This is a genomic window from Synechococcus sp. R5-15, from assembly GCF_047462035.1.
Taxonomy (GTDB): Bacteria; Cyanobacteriota; Cyanobacteriia; order Thermostichales; family Thermostichaceae; genus Thermostichus.
This window is the reverse complement of sequence record NZ_JANSIK010000113.1, coordinates 1-4,736: the sequence shown is the minus strand read 5'-3', so window position 1 is coordinate 4,736 and position 4,736 is coordinate 1. Positions and strand designations below refer to the sequence as shown.

Sequence of the window (4,736 nt, the reverse complement as noted above, 5' to 3'; positions counted from 1 at the left end):
CAGGGCCAACAGTTGGGCGTTCTACCAGCTGAGGCAGTTTCTGGAATACAAGGCTCTGCGTGCAGGGGTTGCTTTGATTCTGGTACCGCCTGCCTACACGTCGCAGACCTGCCACCGGTGTTTGCACATCCATCCAGATCCTGCACAATCTTATCGCAATGGCAAGTCGTTCAAGTGTGGGCACTGTGGATGGGAAGGAGATGCGGATTTGAATGGTGCGAATGTGATTGCGCTTTTGGGGGCTGTCGTAAACCAGCCTAGAGGCTCGTGGTTGGCTTGCCAACTGCAGGGCTACCGAAAGCCCGCCCTGTACTGCGAAGCAGTCAGGGTTGGGTAGTTTACAACATCCAAAAAGCGTTATCGGGTTTACAGTGAGTGTGAATAACCCAACAAGCGTGAGGCTGAACCGATGACACTGGCTCAGGAGGCAACTGCCCAAGTCCCCGCCTTTTGCGAAGGGATCCAGTACTTCGGGGATCCCTGGCCGGAATTTGACCGCCTGGGCCAGGCCCCTGCAGTGGATGCCGGCACCGGGAAACTGAGGGATCCCGGCAGTCGCATGGCCGCCTACCAAACCTTGCTCTATGCCGATGCCTTGCGCTACCTCACCCTGCAAATGACCGCCAGCAAAGCCTCAGGCCACCCAGGGGGATTTGCCAGCCAAGCAGAAGCCTATGCCGCTCTGGTGTACCTGGGCCAGAAGAACATCCCCACCGAAGTTGGACACCACGCGCCGGGCTTTTACGCGGCCATGTTCTTGGATGGATCCCTGGCCGAGATGGGCATCCACACCGTCTCCGACCTGCGGGCCCGTTTTCGAGAACGGGAAGGGCTGTTGGGTCACCTATCCGGCTACATTCCCGGGCTGCTGGCACCGGCTGGGCCGCTGGGGCAGGGGCAGCACTTTGCCATGGCGGGGGCATTACTCTACCCGGATCGCCTCTTCCCGGTCACGATTGGGGATGGCGGCCTGGGAGAGCCCTATGTGATGAGCTCCATGATTCACTTCCACACGGCTTTCCCGCAGCGCACCAACTTCCTGCCGGTGCTGGTCTGGAACGGCTACAGCCAAGAGCACCACAGCATGATCTCCACCGCCAGCAACGCCCAGATGGCCGAGTATTGGCGGGGCAACGGCTTTGAGGAAGTGGTGTTGGTGGATGCCAAGGACTTTGACGATGCCCAACAGCCTGGCCCTTACGTCGACAGCACTCAGTTTTCCCTAGAAGCCCGCCTTGCCTTTGCCCAAAGGGTGCTGATCGAAATGGAGCGAGCCATCCAATCAGCCCTGAGCGGACAATTAACGGTTTTCATCCTCAAGCAACTGAAGGGGGCTGGGGTACATGCCAAGGGATCCAAGTCCCACAACCTCTACGGCCACCACACTCTGGATCACCCGGACATTGTGGCGGCTCTGCGGGCGCGGGCCTTACATCCGGCAGCTTGGGCCCTGGTGCGACAAAACTGCCAACGGGCAGCCGGGGGGCCAGCCGCCAAGGTGGCGGTTACAGAGTTCGTTCGGCCTTTGCCGCCTTTGGGATCCCTAAACCTAACGGAGTTTCCCCTAGGGGACAAGCAGGTTTCCACCACGGCCATCGGATCCCTGGTGGTGCAGGTGGGGCAGAAGGATCCCGACTTTTTGGTGGCCAATGCCGACGGCAACGAAGCTTCCGGCATTGCCAATGTGAACCAAGGTCTCAAGGTGATTCACCCCACGGTGGATCCCCTCTACAACCAACAGCCCCAAGGACAAGTCTATGAGCCCCTGAGCGAAGATGCCTGCGCAGGACTGACGGCGGGCCTGGCGCTCTTCGGCGGGCGCTCCCTGTGGTGCTCCTACGAGTCCTTTGCCGTCAACGGCCTACCCATCTGGCAGACGGTAACCCAAGCCATGGCGGAGCTGCGCCGGCCCACCCCCTCGGCCATTGCCCTCTTCACTGCCGGCGCTTTGGAACAGGGGCGCAACGGCTGGACCCACCAACGCCCGGAAATTGAAGCCTACCTGGCGGCCATGATGCGCAACGGCAACGTCTTCCCCCTCTTCCCGCCCGATGCCAACTGTGCCCAAGCTGCCTACGAATGGGCCTTATCCACCCACAACAAAGGGATCCCTATCATCGCCAGCAAAACTCCCCTACCCATCCGCACCACCCTCGAACAAGCTCGCCAAGCAGTAGAGCAGGGCTGCACCGTCCTTCAGGAGTTTCCCGGATCCCGCACCGTGGTCTTTGCCGTGGTGGGGGATATGATTCTCCTGCCCGTGTTCGAGGCGGCTGAACAGCTCCAAGCCCAAGGGATCGGCTGCAAAATCGTCTCGGTGATTAACCCCCGCCGTCTGTATCGCCCCGGCGACGTGGCCTGGTCCACCTGTGCTCAGCCAGATGGGGAATTCATGTCCGACCAAGAATTTGCCGCTTGGTTTGCCGGCGAGGCCCTCATCGGCGTAACAGGCGGATCTAGCCTGATGCTCGAACCCTTGATGTTGCGCTATGCCGGCCCGCGGGATTTCTTCGCTTGGAAACGCGGCGAAACCACCGCCACCCCCGCCGAATTGATGGACTACAACGGCCTGACAGCCCAAGCACTAGCAGAACGAGCCAAGCAACTGCTATGCTGAGGGCGAGCTTTTAGCTTGGTTAGCATTGTCCACCTTATTTTTTCCTATGACTGCGGCTAGCTCTCTCCGAGAGAAGCTTGAGAGGATGTCTCCCACCGAGAGGGTAGAGCGAGTTGTTGTCCAACACTTTGCTTTTCCTCTCCTGCAGGCGCTTGGCTTTGACGAGTCGGAAATTAGATATGAATTCGAGACAGGTTGCGGCCAGGTCGATCTCGCAGCAAGAAAGAACGGAGATCCTGAAGATATTTTCTTTAGCTCCCCGAAGAATCCCTACTTGCTTTTGGAGGCAAAATCTAGAGCAGTTAATCTCAGAGAAGGATCTTGCTATAGAGATGCAGTTTGTCAGATAGAAAGTTACTTGCTTGCCAAGAACTGCAAATCTGCAAAATGGGGAATTATCACCAATGCAAATAACATCCAGCTTTGGAGGAAGCACGGAAAAGTCGTTCACCCCGCTACAGCAAACCTTGATATTAGCTCAGATAACATTGAGAGCATAGTGCGTAACTTGCGAGACAAGATAGAAAACTATGAGCGCGCTCTGACTGTATGCGTGTATAACAATAAAGGGGGCGTAGGCAAAACAACGACGATCATTAACCTTGCGGCAACACTAGCAACCACAACACTAGCAACCAAGAGAAAAAAGGTCTTAGTTGTTGACTTTGATTCTCAGGGTGATCTGACAAGAAGTTTGGGAGCCACTCCTGGAAAAATTACACTGACGCAATGTTTAAAGGATCCCAAAATAGACATCCATGCCATTGTCCAAACATATAGACTCAAATATAGACTCAAAGGCAAGCAGACTACCCTTCCCATCTTCGACATTATCCCAAGAGACCCTGAGCTGGAGACGTTGACCGACAGCCAGTCGCTAGCATATATCCAAAAGGGAACCCGACGCCTTCGAGATCTGATTGCCCCTCTTCGCAATGAGTATGATTACATCCTAATCGACTGCCCAACTCAATGGCTTTACTTCAGCCAAAGTGGTGTTTTTGCTGCCGATGTTATTTTGATACCTACCCGCCCCGACGATCTGTCTTCCCTGAATAATGCTGCTAGAGTAATCACCAGCTTTGTTCCAGAAACTGCTAAGTCACGACAGGATGGCGGCCCCAGGACTTTGCCTATCTTTTTCAACGGCGTTTCTTCGGGAAGTGAATACACTATTCAACTAGCTAACGAAGAGATAGGTAAGCTTATCGACCAGGAGAAAAGTGTAGATCTACGTCCATATTTCTGGCCGCATTTTAAGAAAGGTAATGAAAACAAAAGCATTTTTAGGATACCTGACTATGCAGTGATATCCTCTGCAAGCTTTGATCGAACTCCTGCCGTCTTTAGGGACAGGAGAGTTTTAGAATACTACCAGAGTCTTGCCCGTGAGTACTTTATCGATGAGTGAGTTTTCAGATCTAGGTAGGTTGGTTAACTTACCCCTTGAGAGCATTACGCCCGCCGATGGGTTTTCTGCTCCCTCCTTCCTTGTTGCCGCAGCCGCAGATCAGCTAAGGGCGACAGGAGGACACAACTGGGTTCCTCTGCTGGTGGTCGAGGCTGGCGACTATCAGTACAAGGCCATTGGTAACCATTTTGTCTATGCAGTTGCTCAAGAAGCGGGACTGGAAAGGCTATGGTGTATCGTTGTCGATCCTGATCCAGAGCAGGTTAAGCAGGCCCAGATTCTCGCCAAAGAAATTGTTCCGAAGGTAAATTTGACCAATACATCGAGAGAGACTATCTTGGCTGCGCTAAGATACCTAGCCGAGCGACCCAGCAGTCCCCTCAAGGGAGTCGATGTAACCATTGCAGCTGCCCGGATTGCAGAGGCGGATAGAAGTTGGTGGCAGGACTTAACCCCCATAACCAAGCTTGGGTGCAAAATTACGCGAGGCAAAAAACTGGATGCCCTATCGGAAGTATTTTTCGTAACTCCTACAGCGTTGCCCCCTACTCTGAAGAAATCATCCAAGAGATCTGCGGCATCCGCTGGCGCGAAGAAAGCGACCTCAACTCGCTCGCGGAAAAAAACAGAGGGAGAGAGGTAAACTACCCGGCTCCGACCGCTAAGCGGTACGGAGCGGGCTTTCAGTAGCCCTGAGCCTGCTCTGCT

At 54.8% G+C, this 4,736-nt stretch carries 4 protein-coding genes; all 4 read left to right on the top strand.

From position 1 onward, the window contains the following. A partial coding sequence (locus tag NW839_RS10230) for a zinc ribbon domain-containing protein (RefSeq protein WP_414380630.1) occupies window positions 1-337 on the top strand: 337 nt, incomplete at its 5' end. Window positions 338-409: 72 nt separating this feature from the next. Then, window positions 410-2,617, top strand: a complete 2,208-nt coding sequence (locus NW839_RS10225) for a phosphoketolase (protein WP_414350703.1) — start codon at window positions 410-412, stop codon at window positions 2,615-2,617. Window positions 2,618-2,702: 85 nt separating this feature from the next. Beyond that, window positions 2,703-4,028 carry an AAA family ATPase gene (locus NW839_RS10220; protein WP_414380628.1) on the top strand — a complete coding sequence of 442 codons (1,326 nt, stop codon included), beginning with the start codon at window positions 2,703-2,705 and terminating at the stop codon, window positions 4,026-4,028. Beyond that, window positions 4,021-4,671: a Rho termination factor gene (locus tag NW839_RS10215; protein ID WP_414342382.1), complete on the top strand. Its 651-nt coding sequence runs from the start codon at window positions 4,021-4,023 to the stop codon at window positions 4,669-4,671. The genes NW839_RS10220 and NW839_RS10215 overlap by 8 nt, the downstream gene beginning before the upstream one ends. The last annotated feature ends 65 nt before the right edge of the window (window positions 4,672-4,736 follow it).

Bases quoted from the DNA above. Each gene is read 5' to 3' on its own strand.
- NW839_RS10225 (WP_414350703.1), top strand. From the start codon at position 410: ATGACACTGGCTCAGGAGGCAACTGCCCAAGTCCCCGCCTTTTGCGAA.
- NW839_RS10220 (WP_414380628.1), top strand. From the start codon at position 2,703: ATGTCTCCCACCGAGAGGGTAGAGCGAGTTGTTGTCCAACACTTTGCT.
- NW839_RS10215 (WP_414342382.1), top strand. From the start codon at position 4,021: ATGAGTGAGTTTTCAGATCTAGGTAGGTTGGTTAACTTACCCCTTGAG.